The organism is Enterobacter sp. 301B, from assembly GCF_003850715.1.
Lineage (GTDB): Bacteria > Pseudomonadota > Gammaproteobacteria > Enterobacterales > Enterobacteriaceae > Enterobacter > Enterobacter intestinihominis.
In genome coordinates, this window is record NZ_PQTC01000062.1 from 1 (window position 1) to 1,581 (window position 1,581).

Here is a 1,581-nt window from a genome sequence, read left to right on the forward strand (position 1 = left end):
GACAGCTTGCCGCGGTCACGCAGGCACGTGCGCGCTACGACCAGATGCAACAAACGGCGGGCAAACTTCGCGGCGGGGGCACAATGGCCGTTGCCGGGGCCACTGCTGCCGGTTACGTAGCGGGGCGCTTTTTATCCCCCGCCGTTGGGTTTGACCGTGAAATGTCCCGCGTGCAGGCGCTGACCCGCATAGATAAAAGCTCAGCAGACTTTTCCGCACTCCGCGATCAGGCTAAAAAGCTGGGTGCTGAAACGCAGTTCACCACGACTGACGCCGCCAGCGGGCAGGCGTTTCTCGCTATGGCCGGTTTCACTCCGCAGGCCATTCAGGCCGCACTGCCCGGCGTGCTCAATATGGCGCTGGCAGGAGGAATGGATTTAGGCGAAAGTGCCGATATCAGTTCAAACATCCTGTCTCAGTTCCGCCTCGATCCCAAAGAAATGGATCGCGTCAGTGATGTTTTAACTGGCGCGTTCACCCGTACCAACACCGATCTGCAAAATATTGGAGAGGCGATGAAGTACGCCGGGACAGGTCTTTCCAGTCTTGGCGTCAGCGTAGAACAGACAACGGCCATGATCGGCGTGATGGCAAACGTGGGCCTGCGCGGGAGTATCGCCGGGACTGGATTACAGGCCGCGTTTTCACGCCTTGCCGCCCCAACCGGCAGGGCAAAAACCGCGCTCAAGGAGCTTGGCGTAGACGTTGCTGATGCCACGGGGAAAATGCGCCCTGCTGAAGAGGTTCTAACCGATCTCTATAAAAAGATCAGCAAGTACGGCGATACTGACAAGCTCTCATTCTTCAAAGATATTGCTGGTGAAGAGGCGTCAAAGTCATTGCAGGCACTGGTTATGTCAGCCGGCAGCGGTGAACTCCAGAAGTTACTGGAAGCACTGAAAAACGCTAAAGGTGAGTCGCAGAAAGCCGCCAAAATAATGGCGGATAACCTTGATGGCGATCTCAAAAATCTGGACAGCGCCTGGGAAGGGTTCCGCATCCAGATTAACGACCTCGTCGACAATCAGCTTCGCGCCCTGACTCAGGGACTGAGTGATGTTGTGGGGAATATGACGCAGTGGGCGAAGGAAAATCCGAAGCTCGCCCAGTCCCTGCTGATTGTCGGCGGTAGCGTTCTGGCACTGACCGCCGCGATTGGCGGCACCTCGCTGGCGATCGGACTGCTGATGGGGCCGCTGGCTAAACTCCAGTTAGGTTTTACCCTGCTGATAGGGGGGACAACCGGAACAATATCCGCCATCCGAACGCTTGGAACAGCTTCCGGCCCTGCAATGGCAAGTGTGCGCGGATGGGGGCCTGTTCTCACATCAATGCTCAGTAAGCTGCGAGGCATATCGATCATTACGCCCGGTATTCGTGCCGGTCTTATGGGGGCGTTTCTTGCCCCAGGAGCAGCATTAAGATCTCTGTTCAAAAACATTGGAATGCTCGCTCTTCGCCTGACGGGCTTTACGACCATATGGAGCATTATCACGACCTCAATATCTGTACTGGGTGCAGCACTTTCACTGCTACTTAGCCCGATTGGTCTGATAGCGGCAGCTTTTATCGCTGCCGGAT

General features: G+C 56.3%; 1 protein-coding gene. It reads left to right on the forward strand.

All coding sequences use genetic code 11. The features are described 5' to 3' along the window. Positions 1-1,581 (forward strand): phage tail tape measure protein (locus C3451_RS24080; RefSeq protein WP_124304491.1); only part of this gene is annotated, 1,581 nt, incomplete at both ends.